General features: G+C 65.4%; 14 protein-coding genes. 9 read left to right on the top strand and 5 right to left on the bottom strand.

Annotated features, from left to right (window positions below; all coding sequences use genetic code 11):
- Positions 1-137: 137 nt before the first annotated feature.
- From AC0V2Y_RS08065 to AC0V2Y_RS08045, 5 genes are all read left to right on the top strand, one after another.
- Positions 138-1,046 (top strand): AAA family ATPase, encoded by a 909-nt coding sequence (locus AC0V2Y_RS08065; protein ID WP_475415694.1) that lies wholly within the window; start codon positions 138-140, stop codon positions 1,044-1,046.
- A 5-nt stretch (positions 1,047-1,051) separates the two neighbouring features.
- Positions 1,052-2,038 (top strand): DUF58 domain-containing protein, encoded by a 987-nt coding sequence (locus AC0V2Y_RS08060; protein WP_475415695.1) that lies wholly within the window; start codon positions 1,052-1,054, stop codon positions 2,036-2,038.
- Positions 2,035-4,056: a transglutaminase TgpA family protein gene (locus AC0V2Y_RS08055; RefSeq protein ID WP_475415696.1), complete on the top strand. Its 2,022-nt coding sequence runs from the start codon at positions 2,035-2,037 to the stop codon at positions 4,054-4,056. Before AC0V2Y_RS08060 ends, AC0V2Y_RS08055 begins: the two co-directional genes overlap by 4 nt.
- 8 nt (positions 4,057-4,064) lie before the next feature.
- Positions 4,065-5,210 carry a lytic murein transglycosylase B gene (mltB, locus tag AC0V2Y_RS08050; protein WP_475415697.1) on the top strand — a complete coding sequence of 382 codons (1,146 nt, stop codon included), beginning with the start codon at positions 4,065-4,067 and terminating at the stop codon, positions 5,208-5,210.
- Positions 5,211-5,648: 438 nt separating this feature from the next.
- Complete coding sequence (locus tag AC0V2Y_RS08045) at positions 5,649-5,981, top strand: hypothetical protein (protein ID WP_034751784.1); 333 nt, start codon at positions 5,649-5,651, stop codon at positions 5,979-5,981.
- A gap of 100 nt (positions 5,982-6,081) precedes the next feature.
- Here AC0V2Y_RS08045 and cysM read toward each other — a convergent pair whose 3' ends face one another.
- On the bottom strand, positions 6,082-6,984 hold the full coding sequence (gene cysM, locus AC0V2Y_RS08040) for a cysteine synthase CysM (protein ID WP_475415698.1): 903 nt from the start codon (positions 6,982-6,984) through the stop codon (positions 6,082-6,084).
- 252 nt (positions 6,985-7,236) lie between these two features.
- On the opposite strand from cysM, the gene AC0V2Y_RS08035 reads away from it, so the two are divergent.
- Positions 7,237-9,003 (top strand): FAD-dependent oxidoreductase, encoded by a 1,767-nt coding sequence (locus tag AC0V2Y_RS08035; protein WP_475415699.1) that lies wholly within the window; start codon positions 7,237-7,239, stop codon positions 9,001-9,003.
- Here the strand turns inward: AC0V2Y_RS08035 and AC0V2Y_RS08030 are convergent, their stop codons facing one another.
- The gene (locus AC0V2Y_RS08030; RefSeq protein ID WP_475415700.1) at positions 9,004-10,359 is read right to left on the bottom strand and encodes a M20/M25/M40 family metallo-hydrolase; all 1,356 of its coding nucleotides are present in this window, start codon (positions 10,357-10,359) and stop codon (positions 9,004-9,006) included.
- A gap of 200 nt (positions 10,360-10,559) precedes the next feature.
- Here AC0V2Y_RS08030 and AC0V2Y_RS08025 point away from each other — a divergent pair, with 200 nt between their 5' ends.
- The 3 genes from AC0V2Y_RS08025 to AC0V2Y_RS08015 all read left to right on the top strand — a co-directional run bounded on the left by AC0V2Y_RS08025 (position 10,560) and on the right by AC0V2Y_RS08015 (position 13,989).
- Positions 10,560-12,125, top strand: coding sequence for a phospholipase D family protein (locus tag AC0V2Y_RS08025; RefSeq protein WP_475415701.1), 1,566 nt, complete (start codon positions 10,560-10,562; stop codon positions 12,123-12,125).
- 239 nt (positions 12,126-12,364) lie between these two features.
- Entirely contained in the window at positions 12,365-13,120 is a 756-nt protein-coding gene (locus AC0V2Y_RS08020; RefSeq protein ID WP_475415702.1) for a PEP-CTERM sorting domain-containing protein, read from the top strand.
- Positions 13,121-13,155: 35 nt separating this feature from the next.
- Positions 13,156-13,989, top strand: a complete 834-nt coding sequence (locus AC0V2Y_RS08015; protein ID WP_475415703.1) for a sterol desaturase family protein — start codon at positions 13,156-13,158, stop codon at positions 13,987-13,989.
- 86 nt (positions 13,990-14,075) lie between these two features.
- Here the strand turns inward: AC0V2Y_RS08015 and AC0V2Y_RS08010 are convergent, their stop codons facing one another.
- The 3 genes from AC0V2Y_RS08010 to AC0V2Y_RS08000 form a co-directional block, all read right to left on the bottom strand.
- Complete coding sequence (locus AC0V2Y_RS08010; RefSeq protein WP_475415704.1) at positions 14,076-14,750, bottom strand: ComEA family DNA-binding protein; 675 nt, start codon at positions 14,748-14,750, stop codon at positions 14,076-14,078.
- 166 nt (positions 14,751-14,916) lie between these two features.
- Complete coding sequence (gene rfaE1, locus AC0V2Y_RS08005; RefSeq protein ID WP_475415705.1) at positions 14,917-15,870, bottom strand: D-glycero-beta-D-manno-heptose-7-phosphate kinase; 954 nt, start codon at positions 15,868-15,870, stop codon at positions 14,917-14,919.
- Positions 15,867-17,234: a UDP-glucose dehydrogenase family protein gene (locus AC0V2Y_RS08000; RefSeq protein WP_475415706.1), complete on the bottom strand. Its 1,368-nt coding sequence runs from the start codon at positions 17,232-17,234 to the stop codon at positions 15,867-15,869. The genes rfaE1 and AC0V2Y_RS08000 overlap by 4 nt, the downstream gene beginning before the upstream one ends.
- Positions 17,235-17,297: the final 63 nt, after the last annotated feature.

Raw genomic sequence — 17,297 nt, 5'->3', positions numbered from 1 at the left:
CTGGCTGGTCTGTGCCGCCCTGGCCGTCCTTGCTGCCTCTCTAATCTACCACGAGCGCGCAGGTGGCGGGCGGCGCCGTTTGACCTGGCCAAAGCGATTGTAAATTAAATAATCCGTCTTACTGTGATAGAAATAGCATGTTTTCGAAAATACACCAGGCCGCACAGCAGATCGGCGAAGTTCTCGTCGGCAAACACTTGCAGATCCGCCAGACCCTCGCCTGCGTGCTGGCCGGCGGCCACCTGCTGATCGAAGACGTGCCCGGCGTGGGCAAGACGACGCTGGCCCATGCGCTGGCCATCACGCTGGGCCTGCAATGGAAGCGCCAGCAATTCACCAGCGACCTGCTGCCCGCCGACGTGGCCGGCATGAGCGTGTATGACCGTGGCAGCGCCAGTTTCCTCTTTCATCCCGGCCCCCTGTTCACCCAGGTGCTGCTGGCCGACGAGATCAACCGCGCCACGCCGAAGACGCAATCGGGCTTGCTCGAAGCGATGGAAGAGCGGCAAGTGACGCTCGACGGCGTCACGCATGCGCTGCCGCAGCCGTTTTTCGTCATCGCCACGCAAAACTGCGCGCACCAGCTGGGCACCTTCCCCCTGCCCGAATCGCAGCTCGACCGTTTTCTCATGTGCGTCACCCTGGGCTACCCCGATGCGGCCGCCGAACGGGCGCTGCTGCTGGGCGCCGACCGCCGCGCCATGCTGCACACCTTGCCGGCCGTCATGAACGCGGAAGAATTGCTGCAGGCGCAAGCGGGCCTGCGCGCCATCCACGCCTCGGCCGCCGTCGTCGACTACGTGCTGGCCCTCGTGCACGCCACCCGCGCGCCGGGCGTGTTTGCCGATGGCCTGAGCCCGCGCGCCGCGCTGGCCCTGCTGCAGGCGGCGCGCGCCTGGGCCGCCCTGGCCGGACGCGACCACGTCACGCCCGACGACGTGCAAGCCGTGCTGCTGCCCGTCTGCGCCCACCGCCTGCATGCGGCGCAAGGATCCACGGATAGCCGCGCGCTGCTGCAGCACCTGCTGTTGAGCATACCCGTCTGACCGGCATGCGCTGGCGCAATATCTCTTGGCTGCCGGCGCGCCCCTGGCTGGGCGCGCAGCGCGTGCACGTCCGCCCTTCGCGCGCGGGCCTGGCGTTTGCCGCCCTGCTGCTGGCGCTGTGGATCGCCGCCGTCAATTACCGCCTGGGCCTCGGTTATGCGCTCACGTATTTCGCCGCCGCCTGCGCCATCGCCGACATGCTGTTTACCAGCCGCAACCTGGCGGGCCTGGCCTTGGCCGCCACGCCGGGCAGCCCCGTGTTCGCGGGCAGCCACGCCTCGTTCACCTTGCGCCTGATCAACCGCAGTACGCGCCCGCGCCATGCGATCCACCTGGCCATCAGCGACTCACCGGCAGCGCCCAGCCTGGCCGACATCGCCGCCCAAGGGGAAACGGCCGTCGGCATCGTCGTGGCGGCGCCGCAACGCGGCTGGGTCACTGCTCCTCCCGTGCGCCTGTCCGGCAGTTTTCCACTGGGCCTGTTTGTTGCCTGGTGCCATTGGCAGCCGGATGCCCGCGTACTCGTGTATCCGCAGCCCGAGCACAACGCGCCGCCGCTGCCCTTGCCTGCCGGCACGGTGCGGCAGGCAAAGCAGACACGGCCGCCAGACTCGCCCGGCGGCGTCCTGGAGCTGGCCGGCGTGCGCGCCTACCAGCCCGGCGATCCCTTGCACCGCCTGGCCTGGCGCCAGATCGCCCGCCATGACAGTGAGCATGTCTTCAGCAAGCAATTCGAGCCTGCCGTCGACGCGCCCGCCGGCATGGCTCACGGCAGCATCATGCTTGAGCACGCCGCCCTGCACGCGCTGGCGCCGGAAGCGCGTTTGTCGCGCCTGGCCGCCTGGGTGCTGCAGGCCGAACGCACGGGCTTGCCGTACGGCTTGCGCCTGGGCGCACTGACCGTGGCGCCGGCCCTGGGCGCCAGCCAGCGCGACGCCTGCCTGCGCGCGCTGGCCCTGCACGGCTTGCCACAGCATGAGGTCATGGCATGAGGCAATGGCTGGCAAACTTGCCGCGTGACAAGGCCGACATCGTGCTGCTGTTGCTGGCCGCCGCCATGGTGCTGGCGCCGCACGCGCTGCACCTGCCCCCGTGGCTGTCGGCAGCCGCCGCCGCCCTGCTGCTGTGGCGCGCCGCGATCACCGTGCGGGGTCGGCGCCAGCCGCCGCTGGCGATGCTCGCACCGCTGGCCCTGCTGGGCATCGCCGGCGTGTACGCCAGCTATGGCACCGTGCTGGGACGCGATCCCGGCGTGGCCCTGCTGGCCTTGCTGCTCGCCTTGAAATCGCTGGAAATGCATGGCCGGCGCGACATCTTCGTCTTCGTCTTCCTCAGTTTCTTTTTGCTGCTGGCGAACTTCTTTCATGCGCAAGGCATCCTCAGCGCCGCCTGGATGCTGGCCACCGTCATCGTCCTGCTGGCCGCCCTGCTGTCGGCCCAGTACGGCGCGGTGCAGCCGCGCCTGGCGCAAAGGCTGGGCTTGCTGGGACGCATGCTGGCGCTGGCCTTTCCCCTGTCGGCCCTGATGTTTCTTGCCGTGCCGCGCGTGGACGGCCCCTTGTGGGGCGCCGCATCGGACGGCGCGCAGGCGCGCACGGGCTTGTCCGACAGCATGCAGCCGGGCGCCATCGCCTCGCTGGCCCTGTCAAGCGCACCCGTCTTCACGGCGCGATTTTCCACACCGCTCCCGCCGCAAGACCAGCTGTATTGGCGCGGCGTGGTGCTGGGCGACTTCGACGGCGCCACCTGGACGCGCAGGGGCGCAAAGGGGCGCGCGCCTGCCAGCGACAGCCGCATCGACATCGCGCTGGAAGGCCAGCCCAGCCAATATGAAGTGACCTTGCAGGCGAGCGGCCAGCGGCGCATCTTCGCGCTCGATGTGCCGCGCAGCATCGAACGCCTGCCCGGCAATCCGTATGTCGTCTCGTCCGCGCTGGAAGTGCTGACCGTACAGCCCCTTACTTCGACCGTGCGTTACCGCGTCAGTTCCCAGGCGCGCTACCGGCTGCAGGCCGGCTTGCCGGCCGCGCAGCAACAGCCATGGCTGGCCTTGCCCGCTGGCAGCAATCCGCGCAGCGTGGCCTGGGCCCGCGCCCTGCGCGGCCATGGCGCGCAGGCGCTGGCCCCAGCCGATGCCGTCGCCGCCGTGCTCGATCACTTCCGCCGCGCGCCCTTCCGCTACACCCTGCAGCCGCCGCTGCTGGGCAAGCATGGCGTCGACGACTTCCTGTTTGGCACGCAGGCGGGCTTTTGCGAACATTATGCTGGCAGCTTTGTCGTGCTGATGCGCGCCATGGGCATTCCCGCGCGCGTCGTCACCGGTTACCAGGGCGGCCTGCGCAACGGTACGGACAACAGCCTGAGCGTGCGCCAGTCCGATGCCCATGCCTGGAGCGAAGTGTGGCTGGCGGGCCGGGGCTGGGTGCGCATCGATCCCACCGGCGCCGTCGCCCCCCTGCGCACGGAGCGCAACCTCGACGCCGCCCTGCCGCCTCCCCCGTCGCCGCTGACGGCGTGGCGCGCCCTGGCCGGCCTCGACGGCGGCGCGCCAGGGGCGCTCGCCGCGTGGCGCCAGCAATGGCAGCAAGCCGAGCACGCCTGGAGCAGCTGGGTGCTCGACACCACGCCGCAGCGCCAGCGCGCCATGCTCGATGGCTTGAAAAACTTGCCTGCGACGCAGCTGGCACTCGCTTGCGCCGTGCTGGCCCTGCTGTCCGCCGTGGCCGGTGGGCTGGTCTGGTGGCGGCAAGCGCGGCAAGGCGATCCGCTCGACCGCCTGTACGCGCGGTTTTGCCGTCAGCAGGCGGGGCGCGGCTACAGCCGTGCGCCGCATGAAGGCCCGCACGGTTATGCTGCGCGCCTGGCCGCAGGCAAGGCCACACAAGAAGCGCACGCCGCCATCGCACAGTTTCTGGCAATCTATGCCGCGATGAAGTATGGTAATGCCAGCCCAGACGAACAACTCCGCGCGCGGCGCAGCTTGCGCCGCCTGTTAACCCAATGCCGATGAGACGCTCCTTGTTACCGATCAAAACCTCCGCCCTGTCCCTGCTCCTCTCCCTTCCCCTGTGCCTGGCCACCGCGCACGCCGGCGAAAACAGCAACATTTCCGCCGCCGACCGCGCCCGTGCCGTGCGCGCGGCCAAGGCCCCGCCCGCCAAGGCGGCAGCCAAAAAAGCACCGGCAAAATTCGACTTCGAAGGCGAATTCGTCGACTATGCCAACTGGAAAGAAGTCCGCGCCTTCCTCGATGAAATGTCCGCCAAGCATGGCTTTGACCGCGCCGGGCTCGATACCCTGATCGGCAAGGTGCGCTATGTCGAGTCGACCGTGCAGCTGATGAAACCGGCCCCGCCGGGCAAGCCGAAGAACTGGCAAGCGTACAGCGCCCGCTTCATCGAGCCGGTGCGCATCAATGCGGGCGTGAAATTCTGGGAAGAGAATGCGCAAGCGCTGGCGCGGGCCGAGCGCGAGTATGGCGTGCCGGCCGAAATCATCGTCGGCATCATCGGCGTGGAAACCGTGTACGGACGCAACACGGGCCGTTTCCGCGTGCTCGACGCGCTGACCACCCTGGCGTTTTCCTATCCGGAAAGCCCGAACCGCGCCGCGCGCATGGAATTTTTCAAGGGCGAACTGGAAAACGCGCTGCTGTATGCGCGCAAGGATGGCATCGATCCATTGACCCTGCTCGGCTCGTATGCGGGCGCCATCGGCTTGCCGCAATTCATGCCCAGCAGCATCATGAAATATGCGGTGGACTTCGATGGCGATAGTCACATCGACTTGCGCAACTCCACGGCCGACGCCATCGGCAGCGTCGCGCATTTCCTCGTCGAACACGGCTGGCGCCGCGACGACCCCGCCATCAGCACGTATCCCGTCACCGTCTCGGCCAGCCGCACTTGGGAAAAGTTCATCGGCCAGGGCTTGCAGGCCAAGTACCGGCTGGCGGAATTGCAGGAGGCCGGCGTGGGTGCCGCCCTGTCCACGCCCCAGAACATGTTGTTCGGCCTGATCGATTTACAAAATGGTTCAGAAGCAACTGAGTATCACTTGGCAACCAATAACTTCTTTGCTATAACTCAGTACAACAGAAGTTATTTTTATGCCATGTCAGTGATCGACTTGGGCAGGGCCATCAGCCAAGTGCGCGCACGCTAACCGAAAGTCAGTGTAAAGTTATAATATTACTTGTAAGAAAGCGTAAGGGATGTTGAAGCGGCCAGCAAACAAGACTATGGTAGGGCCGATAACATGTGCCAGCCTCGCTCGCCAGCCTTTGTGCGGCACGGGATGCAGTAATGGTTTTATACTTAACTTTTGTCAAAGTACAATTTTTGTTCTATCATAGAGCATAATAAAGAATAAATAGGTGTTGCAACTAGACAACACCAATTCTGTACAAGGCAAGATTATCGGGCTTTCCAGCTTGAAATTGAATCCTGTTGTACAATTGTGTATATATCATGAAAAACTGTCTCCCGGATCGTACCGTGTGTGAATTCGTTCCTTTTAGTAAAGAATGAACATGAACGCAGCAAGAGCGAGCTCCGAGTGTTTTTTACTTTGCAGTGCAACTACAGAAGGAACAATAACATCATGACAAACCAAGTCGGCATTGATATGAACAGCGATTCGGACTCCGACGATCTGCTCCAGTACAACCCAAACAGACTGCTCGATACCCTGATCGAAAACCTGCGCCTGAAAAACGACGCAGCCTTGTCCCGCGCGCTGGAAGTGGCGCCACCGGTCATCAGCAAAATCCGCCATCACCGCCTGCCGGTCGGCGCATCGCTGCTGATCCGCATGCACGAAGTCAGCGATCTGAGCATCCGCGACCTGCGTTACCTGATGGGTGACCGTCGTAACAAATTCCGCATCAGCGACAAGCAATTCAAACCAAAAGAAGGCGAAACGCCACAAGGCTGATCCTGCCGGTTTCGCAGGTTTTCCCTCCCCGCCATGGGGAGGGGGTATTTCCAGCAGTTCTCAGGCCGTTCTGGCCGACCTCACTTCACATCCTTCGCCGTTACGCAGGAAAAACACCTGTGGACAGATATCTGTCGCCGCGGTCGCAGACGACGAACACGATGGTCGCGTTTTCCACCGTTTGCGAGATGCGCAGCGCGATTTCGCACGCGCCGGCCGCCGAGATGCCGCAGAACAAGCCCTCTTCCGCCGCCAGGCTGCGCGCCATGCGCTCGGCCACGCCCTGGCTCACGTATTCCACCTGGTCCACGCGCGACTTGTCGTAGATTTTCGGCAAGTACGCTTCCGGCCACTTGCGGATGCCGGGAATCTGCGAACCTTCCTCGGGCTGGGCGCCGATGATCTGGATGGCGGGATTCTGTTCTTTCAGGTAACGCGACACGCCCATGATGGTGCCCGTCGTGCCCATGGCGCTGACGAAATGCGTCACGCGGCCATGCGTATCGCGCCAGATTTCCGGTCCCGTGCTTTCATAGTGGGCGCGCGAATTGTCTTCGTTGGCGAACTGGTCAAGGATGACGCCGCGGCCATCCTTCTGCATCTGCTCGGCCAGGTCGCGCGCATATTCCATGCCGCCCGTCCTCGGCGTCAATAAAATGTCGGCGCCGTAGGCGGCCATGCTCTGGCGGCGCTCCACGCTCAGGTTGTCTGGCATCAAGAGCAGCATCTTGTAGCCGCGCAAGGCGGCGGCCATGGCCAGCGCGATGCCCGTATTGCCGCTGGTCGCCTCGATCAGCGTATCGCCCGGCTTGATGACGCCGCGCTCTTCCGCGCGCTTGAGCATGGACATGGCCGCGCGGTCCTTCACGGAGCCAGCCGGATTGTTGCCTTCCAGCTTGCCGAGGATGACGTTGTTGCGCGCAAGCGCATCGGCGCCCGGCAAGCGCGTCAGCTGCACCAGCGGGGTATTGCCTATCGTATCTTCAAGTGTCTTGTAAGCCATCGTGTCTGTTTGAGTGGATTCAACAAGGACCCATTCTAATATGAGATGCTGGACGGCGTATCGCTCATCGGCGGGGGCATCCGGGCCCGCGCGCGTGCGCGGCTGCGCCGCCACTGGCCGCATGGCGCTTGCCGCCCCGCCATTTCCGGGCGTGCGCAAGGGATATTGCGGCGGGCGGGCGCCGCATGCGCTAGACTCGTCACTGTTAGTTATTTTTGTTATTTGCTTATTCAGCCTCCGAACGGACCCGCCATGGCCAGCAGCACACCCGAATTCATTCCCGAAACGACGCAGGATGATCCCGTCCAGTTCGCCACGCTCGACTTGCAGGGCCGCAGCCACCAGATCTCGCCCGTCTTCAATGCGCTCGAACTGCAGCGCTTGCAGCGCTATGGCACGCTGCGGCGCTTCGCCGATGGCGAGACGCTGTTCGAGGCGGGCAGCAGCAGCTTCGGCATGCTGGTGATACTGTCCGGCCGGGTCAGCATCAAGCGCCACGAGGTGCTGGGGCAGGCGTCGCAGTTGCGCGAAGTGGGCGTCGGCCATTTCATTGCCGAGGTGGCGCAATTGTCCGGCCGCCCCACCCTCGTCAACGGCAGCGCCGTGGGGCCGGTGGAATTGCTCGACATCAGTTCGGAATCCTTGCGCGCGCTGATCGTCGCCGAAGCGGAGATGGGCGAACGCATCGTGCGCGCCCTGATCCTGCGCCGCGTGGCGCTGATCGAATCGAATTCGGGCGGCCCCGTGCTGGTGGGCCCGCGCGGCAATGGCAATCTGTTCCACCTGCAAAGTTTTCTGTCGAGTAATGGCCATCCGCACACGGTGCTCGATCCGGCCAGCGATGCGGCCGCCGCCGCGCTGGCCGGTCGCTACCAGCCCACGCCGCAGGAGTGGCCGCTGGTGGTCTGTCCGGACGGCAAGATCATGAAAAATCCCGGCAATGCGGAACTGGGACGCTGCCTGGGCATGCTGCCCGATTTATCCGGCGACAAACTCTTCGACGTGCTGGTGGTGGGCGCCGGTCCCGCCGGCCTGGCCACGGCCGTGTATGCGGCCTCGGAAGGCCTATCGGTTCTGGCGCTGGAACAGCGCGCGTACGGCGGCCAGGCGGGCGCCAGCGCGCGCATCGAAAATTACCTGGGTTTCCCCACCGGCATTTCCGGCCGGGCCTTGGCGGGGCGCGCCTATGTGCAGGCGCAAAAGTTCGGCGTCGAGATCGCCACCCCGGCCAGCGCCGCCAACCTGCTGTGCGACACCTGGCCCCTGCGCGTCAATCTGTGCGACGGCACGCAGGTGCGCGCCCGCACGGTGGTGCTGTCGTGCGGCGCGCGCTACCGCCGCCCCTCGCTGGCCAACCTGAAAACGTATGAGGGACGTGGCGTGTATTACTGGGCCTCGCCCATCGAAGCCAAGCTGTGCCGGCAGGAAGAGATCATCCTCGTCGGCGGCGGCAACTCGGCCGGCCAGGCCGCCGTGTTCCTCTCGGGCCACGCCGCCAAAGTCCACATGGTGATCCGCGGCGAGGGCCTGGCGGCCAGCATGTCGAGCTACCTGATCGAGCGCATCGCCGCCACGCCCAACATCACCCTGCATACGCATACGGAAATCATCGCCCTCGAAGGCGACGACGATGGCTTGACGGAGGTGCGCTGGCGCAACAACCACACGGGGGAAGAGTGCGATTGCGCCGTGCGCCGCGTGTTCCTGTTTGTCGGCGCCGATCCGAACACGGACTGGCTGCACGACTGCGCCGTCGCCGTCGACGAGCAGGGTTTCATCCGCACGGGCTTCGACGTCACGCGCGCCGAATGCCGCGCCCATGGCCACACCGCGCATTTACCCTACCCGCCACCGGGCTTGCCGGAGCGGGCCGCGCTGGAAACGAGCGTGCCGGGCGTGTTCGCCATCGGCGACGTGCGTGCCGGTTCCACCAAGCGCGTGGCCGCCGCCGTGGGCGAAGGCGCGGCGGTCGTTTCCCAGATCCACGGCTTTCTTGCGCGCCTGCCCGTCGGTTCCTGATCAGCGCAGCGGCATGGGATACGTGGCCACGCTGACGTTGCCGTCGCGATCGATGGCCTGGACGCCAAAGAAATAGTTGTCTTTCGACAGCTTGACCTTGGCCTCGGTGACCTTGCCCACGTCCTGCGCGCCCTGCCACTGGTCTGCCGTCGTGGCGCGCCAGACGATGCGGTAGCCGGCCAGGTCCGGTTCCATGTTCGGCTGCCATACCAGTGCGGTGGCGTTTTCCAGCTGGGCCGTGCGCACCTGCACGCCGGCGGGCGCGGCCGGCGCCAGGGCCAGCGAAGCGAGCGCCGCCGCATTCACGCGCGCCACTTTCGCCACGTAGTCGTAGTCGACGAATTGCGGCAGGTCGCCATACTGCACGCCATTTTCCACGCGCACGTCCTGGTGCTGATGCGCAAAATCCTCGTGCGGTTCCGTGAAGCGCAGCGCCGCGTAGCCTTGCGCCAGGAACGGCATATGGTCGCCGCCGCGCAGGTAGCGGTCGGCGCGCTGGATGACGTTGACCTTGAAGCCGGGCACGTAGCGCTCGCCCACCTGTTTCACATGGCGCGCCAGCTGGCGCGAGATGGAATCGTTTTCGCCGCCCGTCGCCACCAGGGCGCGCACGCCGTCGCTCATCTCCTTCACGGCCGGGATACCCTCGGCAAACAGCCGCACCTGGCCGCCATCGACCGTGCCGTCTTCCGCGCGCGAACTGCCGATGATGTCGTTATTGAGCATGCCGGCGATGTTGAGCTTGTTCAACTTTGCCTGCTGCGCCCAGTGACCGGAACCGAGCAGCCCCTGTTCCTCGGCCGCCACGGCCATGAAGACGAGCGTGGCGTCGAACTGGTGGCGCGCCATCGCGCACGCCATTTCAATGACGGCCGCCGTGCCCGAGGCGTCATCATTGGCGCCGGGCGCGTCGCCCTGCGCATCCATCACGTCGGTGGCGCGCGAATCGTAATGGCCGCTGACGACATAGATACGCCCGGCCGACTGCGGCTGGCTGCCGGGCAGGGTCGCCACCACGTTGACGATTTCCGTCGGCCGCGCGATGCGTTTCGACACGGGCGCGACATGGCTGTCGAACGCTACCTGCAGCCGTCCGCCCGCCTGCGCGCCACAGCGCTCCAGCTCGGCCTTGATCCAGCGCCGGGCCGCGCCGATGCCGCGCGTGTCGGACACGGTATCGGACATGGTGTGGCGCGTCTGGAAACCGACCAGCTTGCGCACATGCGCCTCGATGCGCTGCGGCGAGATGTCGGCCACCACCTGCCGTATCTGCTGCTGTGCCGGTTCGGCGCCCGGCGCCGCCGCCACACTCGCCGACAGCATGGCTGCCGTCATTGCCGTCAAAATCCGTACCATGCCGCCGTCTCCCGATCATTAACAAGTGATCATTCTCGCATTTTTGACGGCAAGCAAGGATGTCCCAGGTCGAAAATCGTGCATTGTAGAAACTGCTACAATCGGCCACTCCCCGTCGCTCACGAAAGACACAGCATGCGCCAGACCGCCCTCCATCCCGCACGCCGCAGCCTGCGCGCGCTCCGCTGACGGTGCGCCGCATGCTCGTCAAATTGCTGTTGCTGGCCACCTTGTTTGCCGTGCTCAGCATCGCTGCCCTGTACAGCTACGGGCGCTTCGCCGAACGCTCACTGGGCGCGCCGGGCACGGCCTTGCCCGTGGCGACGGATGCCACCCTGCTCGACCGTGTGCTGGCGCCGCAGCTGGCGCAACGCCCGGGCCAGAGCGGCACGGCCCTGATCGACGACAATCTGGAAGCGTTCGCCCTGCGCGCACTGAGCGCGCGCGAAGCGGGCCGCAGCATCGACCTGCAGTACTACATCTGGCATAACGACGTCACGGGACGCCTGCTGGTGCGCGAACTCCTGCGCGCGGCCGACCGCGGCGTGCGCGTACGCGTGTTGCTCGACGATATCAATGCGCGCGGCCAGGACGCCGCCATCCTCGCGCTCGACAGCCATCCGCTGATCGACGTGCGCATCTTCAATCCAAGCCGCAACCGCGACGGCATCTGGCTGCGCGCCGTGGAAATGGCCCTGCGCGCCGTCAGCCTGAACCGGCGCATGCACAACAAGGCCTGGATCGTCGACGGCAGGGTCGCCCTCGTCGGCGGGCGCAATATCGGCGATGAATATTTTGACGCCGCCGAGCAAGTCAATTTCCAGGATGCCGACCTGTTGCTGGTGGGCCCCGCCGTCCAGCAGACGAGCGACATCTTCGACCGCTTCTGGAACAGCCGCGCCGTCCTCCCCATCGGCGCCTTGCACGCCGGCAAGGATGCAGGCGCGCCGGAACTGCAGGCTGTGCGCGCCCGCCTCGATGCCCTCACGGGCGAGCTGGGCGCCTCGCCGTATCTGCGCCAGCTGACCGATGCGGGCCAGTTGCAGGCGCACCTGGACGGACGCCTGCGCCTGCACTGGAGCGCGCAGGTGAAGGTATTGTCGGACCCGCCGGAAAAAGCCGCGCCCATGGCCAGTTTGCAGCGCAGCGAGCACTGGCTCATGCACAGCTTGCTGCCCCTGCTGACGGACGCGCGCGAAGAAGCGCTGCTGACCTCGCCCTATTTCGTGCCCGGCGCGGCGCTGACGCAGAGCCTGGGCGAAAAAGTCGCGGCCGGCGTCCAGGTCCAGGTGCTGACCAACTCGCTGGCCGCCACCGACGTGGCCCTCGTGCATGCGGGCTATGCGCGCTACCGCCAGGCGCTGCTCGATGGCGGCGTCGCCCTGTTTGAATTGAAGACCCAGCACCGCAAGCGCATCAGCCTGATGGGGTCGAGCCGCGCCAGCCTGCATACCAAGGCCGTGGTGGTCGATGGCCAGCGGGGCTTCGTCGGCTCCTTCAACCTCGATCCCCGCTCGGCCCAGCTGAACACGGAAATGGGCGTGCTGTTCGACGATGCCGCGCTGGCGGCCGACATGCGCGCGCTATTCCTGCACTCGACGGCGAGCGACACCAGCTATCGATTGTTCCTCGACAACGGCGCCCTGCGCTGGGCCGACGCCACCGAGCAGCCCGCTAAAGTGTGGACACAGGACCCTGAAACGGGCTTCTGGCGCCGCCTGCTGATATCCGTGATGCGCTGGCTGCCGATCGAGTCGCAGCTGTAGAGGCGCATGGCATATAAAAACGTTAATCCTGACAAGGTTGCCACTTAAAAATATTTGTTGTTTTCGAGACATGTTAGATGCCGTTTTGCCAAACGCTGCTATAATCGCGTCAATGGCGTCAACGAGACACCGCCGCTGTCCCTGAAGTACCCTTCTCGCCCCTTCCGCGATTGAATCCAACGTTGGCCAAAAGCTCGCCGACAGACTGCAACACGACCCTGTCCCTTTTGGAGCTGTATATGCGTAAAACATCTACCCTGCTGGCGCTGGCCGCCGCCCTGTGCGTCACTGCCGCCCAGGCCGCCACGACCAACCTGGTCAAGAATGGCGATTTTGAACTGACCAGTAACGGCACCTCGAAACAATTGAACGAAGGCACATACGCCCGCGACGACCGCACCTACCTGAGCGACTGGTCCAGCAAGGGCTATAACTTCGTCTTGAACGGCAACAACATCGACGACACCAACGCCGCGACGGCGCTGGCCCTGTGGGGACCGAACTCCTACAGCGGCCGCGGCCCGCAAAACGGCCTGGGCGTCAGCCCCACGGGCGGCAATGTGCTGGCCGCCGACTGGGATTATTTTCCTGGCCCCGTCACGCAGCAGGTGAGCGGCCTGGTGGCCGGCCAGGCCTACGTCCTGAGCTTTTCGTACGGCGCTGGCCAGCAAGTGGGTTTCCGCGGCGATAATCCCATCAATTACTGGGACGTTGCGCTGGGCAGCAGCAAGCAGCAAACGGCATCCCTGGCCAATGTCAGCCAGGGCTTCACGGGCTGGCACCAGGCCAGCATGACCTTCACGGCCACGAACAGCAGCGAATTGCTGTCGTTCATGGCCAAGGGCAGCCCGACGGGCGCGCCGCCGTTCATGCTGCTCGATGGCGTGTCGCTGGTCTCGGCCGTGCCGGAACCGTCGACCTGGGGCATGCTGATCGGCGGCCTGGGCTTGCTGGCTTTCATGACGCGCCGCCGCAAGACGGCCCGTGCGGCCTGAGACAGCGACACTTTGCCATTGTTTGACGGAATCAAATGAGCCTGCTGACCACCTTGCCTGGCATCGTCGTCGATGTACTGCGCCTGAGCCTGTGGCTGGTGCTGCTGGCCGCGCTCTTCGTGCCGCTCGAGCGCTTCTTTGGCCAACCCCGTGCGGGGCGTTCCCGCACGGAACTGTTCAGCGACCTGGGTTTTTATTTCATCAGCAGCCTGCTGCCGGCCGCCTTGCTGGCCGTGCCGCTGGCCCTGGCCGCCGTCGCTGGCCAGCGCTGGCTGCCAGACGCCATTCCCGCCACCTTGTCTATCCTGCCCCTGTGGGGCAAGCTCGTGCTGGGCTTGCTGATTGGCGAAGTCGGCACTTACTGGGGGCATAGGCTCAGCCATGAAATTCCATGGCTGTGGCGCTACCACGCCGTACACCACAGCACGGAACAGCTGTATTTCCTCGCCAATACCCGCACCCATCCCGTCGACATGGTCGTCACGCGCCTGTTCGGCCTGACACCCCTGTATCTGCTGGGCCTGGCCAGCCCCGGTGCGGCAGGCAGCGCCGCACCCGTGCTGCTGTTGCTGATCGGTACCGTCTGGGGCTTCTTCATCCACGCCAACCTGCGCTGGCGCTTCGGCCCGCTGGAATGGCTGGTAGCCACGCCCGCCTTCCACCACTGGCATCACAGCAAATTCGAGCACATCAACCGCAACTACGCCTCGACCCTGCCCCTGCTGGACCGGCTGTTCGGCACATATCACCTGCCGCGCGCCTGGCCGGCCGCCTGCGGCATCGAGGCTCCCATGCCAAAGACGCTGGCGGGGCAACTGGCTGCGCCATTCCGGCACACCGGCAAGCAAGAAGTCCAGGCTGCAGAATAAAAAAACCCCCGCGCGGCCGGTACCACGCGGGGGTTTCTTGTCGTGCTGCGCGGCACCACCACGCAACACGCCTTACAGCAACACGCTTACTTTTTATCTGCTTCTGCCTTCTTCGCCTCGGCGGCAGCCAGTTTCGCTTCTTTCTTCGCGGCAGCGGCAGCAGCCTTCGCTTCTTTCTTGGCAGCGGCAGCTTCCTTCTTCGCTTCGGCGGCCGTCTTCACTGGCGCGGCGCCATCGGCGGCGGCAGGCGCGGCGGCGGGCACCACCTTGGCCGCGGCGGCTTCTTTCTTGGCGGCAGCGGCGGCAGCCTTGGCTTCTTTCTTCGCGGCAGCAGCTTCTTTTTTCGCTTCAGCGGCTGTCTTGGCCGGCGCCGCAGCGGTGTCGGTCGCAGCAGCTGGCTTCGGTGCGGCTTCTTTCGCTGCAACTTCCTTCACAGCAGCTTTTGCCGGCGCAGCTTTCGCCGCCGTCGCGGGCGCCGCGGGCGCGCCGGACTTGGCCTGGCCATTCACTTGCAAGCCCGCTTCCGACAGCTTTACGGAACTTTTCGGACCGATGCCCTTCACGCGGCTTTCGAAATCGGCCCAATCCTTGAAGGCGCCGCCCTTGGCGCGCTCATCGATGATGGCTTTCGACGTGACGGGGCCGATGCCCTTGACGCTGTCGAGTGCCGCCTGGTCCGCCTTGTTGACATCGACCTGGGCAAAGGCAAAGCCCATCGTCGCGATCAAGGTGGCGATGGCCAGCAGTATTTTTTTGAACATGGGTATCTCTCCGTGATGTGGTTTCAAGATGACTCGAACGCAAGGGAAGAGCAGCGCCTTAACGGCTTTAACGGCTGGGACGTGATACGGTTGACAAGACGGGACGGCGGAACGGTGGGAGAACCTGCGCCAGATCAAACAGGCCGGCGCAGGCGATACAGCATAATTACTGCGGAAACAGCTCGTCGCGGGTGACGGTGGCCGTGCCCAGCTTGCCGACGACGATGCCGCCGGCCCGGTTGGCCGTGCGCACGGCGTCGCCCAGGCCCATGCCGGCACCCAGCATGGCCGCCATGGTGGCGATCACCGTGTCGCCGGCGCCCGAGACGTCGAACACTTCGCGCGCATCGGTGGGCATGTGCAGCACCTCGTCGGCCGTGTACAAGCTCATGCCTTCTTCGGAACGGGTCAGCAGCAAGGCGTCCAGGCCCAGCTGCGCGCGCATCTGCTGCGCGCGTTCCGTGAGCTGCTCTTCCGTGCTCCAGTTGCCGATCACGCGGCGCAGTTCCGATTTATTCGGAGTAAGCACTGACGCTCCCGTATAGCGGCTGAAATCATCGCCTTTCGGGTCGACCATGACGATCTTGCCGGCCGCCCGGGCCGCCTTGATCATCTCGGCCACGTTCACCAGGCTGCCCTTGGCGTAGTCCGACAGGATCACCACGTCGTAGTGCGGCAAGAGGGCATTGAATTGCTTGAGCTTGTCGCGCAGCACCGTATCGCTGGGCGCATCCTCGAAGTCGATGCGCAGCATCTGCTGCTGGCGGCCGATCACGCGCAGCTTGATGATGGTGGAAATGGCCGCATCGCGCTGCAGATAGCTGTGGATGCCGCCCCCCTCAAGCAGGCGCTCGACCTGGCTGCCGGCCTCGTCGTCGCCCACCACGCCCAGCAAGCTCGTCTTCGCTCCCAGCGCGGCCGCGTTGCGCGCCACGTTGGCCGCGCCGCCCAGGCGCTCCTCGCGCTTCTCGATGCGCACGATGGGCACGGGCGCTTCCGGCGAAATACGGCTGACGTCGCCGAACCAATAGCGGTCCAGCATCACATCGCCCACCACCAGCAGGCGTACCTGGGCCAGCGCGGCCGGCGCCGTCAAGGCGACCACCTCCTGGGCGCTCATGCGCGCGTCAGGATCGAGCGACCGATCCCGTGGTATTCGATGCCATTCTCGGCCATGACGGCCGGCTCGAACAGGTTGCGCCCGTCAAAGATCACGGCCTGCTTCAGGCGCGCCTTGACCTGCTCGAAGTCGGGGCTGCGGAAGGCTTTCCATTCGGTCACGATGACCAGCGCATCGGCGTCCTGCAGCGCATCCTTCGGGCTGTCGGCAAAGCGCACCCTGGCCAATTGCGCCGGAGTCAAATCGAGCTGCAGCACGCGGCGCGCCTCGGCCATGGCGACGGGGTCGTACACGGCCACGCTGGCGCCGCGTCCCAGCAGGTCGGCCAGCAGCACGCGGGCCGACGCTTCGCGCATGTCGTCCGTATTCGGCTTGAAGGCCAGGCCCCACACGGCGAAATGCCGGCCCGTCAAGTCTTCGCCGAAGCGAGTGACCACTTTGCGTCCCAGCACCTGCTTCTGCTGGTCGTTGACGGCTTCGACGGCGCGCAGGATCAGCAATTCCTGGCCGTGGCCGCGCGCCGTGCGCTCGAGCGCCTGCACGTCTTTCGGGAAGCAGGAACCGCCATAGCCGCAACCGGCGTACAGGAAGCTGTAGCCGATGCGCGGGTCGGAACCGATGCCGTGGCGCACGGCCTCGATATCGACGCCCACCTTGTCGGCCAGGTTCGCCAGCTCATTCATGAAGGAGATGCGCGTGGCCAGCATGGCATTCGCCGCATATTTCGTGAATTCGGCCGAGCGCACATCCATCCAGTAGGTGCGCTCGTGGTTGCGGTTGAACGGCGCGTACAGGCTTTTCAGCAATTCGCGCGCGCGCTCGCCATCCGGCGTGGCGTCGACGCCGATGACGATGCGGTCCGGACGCATGAAGTCTTCGACGGCCGCGCCTTCCTTGAGGAATTCCGGGTTCGACGCCACCGAGAACGTGGCGGCCACGCCGCGCGCGTCGAGTTCGCCCTGGATGGCGGCGCGCACTTTTTCGGCCGTGCCGACGGGCACGGTCGACTTGTCGACGATGACCTTGAAGTCCGTCATGTACTTGCCGATGCCGCGCGCGGCCGCCAGCACGTATTGCAGGTCGGCCGAGCCGTCTTCATCGGGCGGCGTGCCGACGGCGATGAATTGCATCGCGCCGTGCGCGGCGGCGGCCTCGACGTCGGTGGAAAAGGTCATGCGCCCGGCGGCGCGGTTGCGCGCCACGACTTCTTCCAGGCCAGGTTCATGGATGGGGATGCCGCCACTGTTGAGCAAGGCGACCTTCTGTGCGTCCAGGTCGAGGCAAAAGACGTCGTTGCCCAGTTCCGCCAGGCAGGCGCCGGTCACGAGGCCAACATAGCCGGTGCCGATAATAGTGATTTTCATGGATGTACCGTATGGATAAAAAGCAGGTCTTACATAGAAGTACACGCCACATTGCTCAGGGCA

This window comes from Janthinobacterium sp. BHSEK (assembly GCF_056174685.1).
This window is presented reverse-complemented; position numbering and strand designations above follow the sequence as displayed.

Excerpts from the sequence above, each read along its gene's own strand:
- AC0V2Y_RS08060 (WP_475415695.1), top strand. The coding sequence starts at position 1,052 with ATGCGCTGGCGCAATATCTCTTGGCTGCCGGCGCGCCCCTGGCTGGGC.
- AC0V2Y_RS08065 (WP_475415694.1), top strand. The coding sequence starts at position 138 with ATGTTTTCGAAAATACACCAGGCCGCACAGCAGATCGGCGAAGTTCTC.
- AC0V2Y_RS08055 (WP_475415696.1), top strand. The coding sequence starts at position 2,035 with ATGAGGCAATGGCTGGCAAACTTGCCGCGTGACAAGGCCGACATCGTG.
- AC0V2Y_RS08020 (WP_475415702.1), top strand. The coding sequence starts at position 12,365 with ATGCGTAAAACATCTACCCTGCTGGCGCTGGCCGCCGCCCTGTGCGTC.
- cysM (WP_475415698.1), bottom strand. The coding sequence starts at position 6,984 with ATGGCTTACAAGACACTTGAAGATACGATAGGCAATACCCCGCTGGTG.
- AC0V2Y_RS08000 (WP_475415706.1), bottom strand. The coding sequence starts at position 17,234 with ATGAAAATCACTATTATCGGCACCGGCTATGTTGGCCTCGTGACCGGC.
- AC0V2Y_RS08035 (WP_475415699.1), top strand. The coding sequence starts at position 7,237 with ATGGCCAGCAGCACACCCGAATTCATTCCCGAAACGACGCAGGATGAT.
- AC0V2Y_RS08010 (WP_475415704.1), bottom strand. The coding sequence starts at position 14,750 with ATGTTCAAAAAAATACTGCTGGCCATCGCCACCTTGATCGCGACGATG.
- rfaE1 (WP_475415705.1), bottom strand. The coding sequence starts at position 15,870 with ATGAGCGCCCAGGAGGTGGTCGCCTTGACGGCGCCGGCCGCGCTGGCC.
- AC0V2Y_RS08015 (WP_475415703.1), top strand. The coding sequence starts at position 13,156 with ATGAGCCTGCTGACCACCTTGCCTGGCATCGTCGTCGATGTACTGCGC.
- AC0V2Y_RS08030 (WP_475415700.1), bottom strand. The coding sequence starts at position 10,359 with ATGGTACGGATTTTGACGGCAATGACGGCAGCCATGCTGTCGGCGAGT.
- AC0V2Y_RS08045 (WP_034751784.1), top strand. The coding sequence starts at position 5,649 with ATGACAAACCAAGTCGGCATTGATATGAACAGCGATTCGGACTCCGAC.
- AC0V2Y_RS08025 (WP_475415701.1), top strand. The coding sequence starts at position 10,560 with ATGCTCGTCAAATTGCTGTTGCTGGCCACCTTGTTTGCCGTGCTCAGC.